This is a genomic window from Nocardioides abyssi (assembly GCF_030412915.1).
GTDB classification, from domain to species: Bacteria; Actinomycetota; Actinomycetes; order Propionibacteriales; family Nocardioidaceae; genus Nocardioides; species Nocardioides abyssi.
In genome coordinates, this window is sequence record NZ_JAUHJR010000361.1 from 1 (window position 1) to 202 (window position 202).

General features: G+C 78.7%; 1 protein-coding gene. It reads left to right on the forward strand.

What is annotated here, in order from left to right:
* Positions 1 to 202, forward strand: a 202-nt coding sequence (locus QWY29_RS21405; RefSeq protein ID WP_300963129.1) for a PASTA domain-containing protein, incomplete at both ends; no start/stop codon positions are given.

The window sequence follows — 202 nt, forward strand, 5'->3', positions numbered from 1 at the left end:
CCCGTGGGCGAGGTGCGCCGCGAGCTGGCCCGCGCCGGGCTGCGGGTGACCACCGAGGAGGTCGCCAACCCCGGCGGCGAGACCGCCGGCCTGGTGACCTCCGTCGACCCGGCCGGCCGGCTCGACGAGGGCGAGCGGGTGACCGTGCAGTACTGGGGCGACCCGCCTGTCGAGGAGCCCACGGAGGAGCCCCCCACCGAGG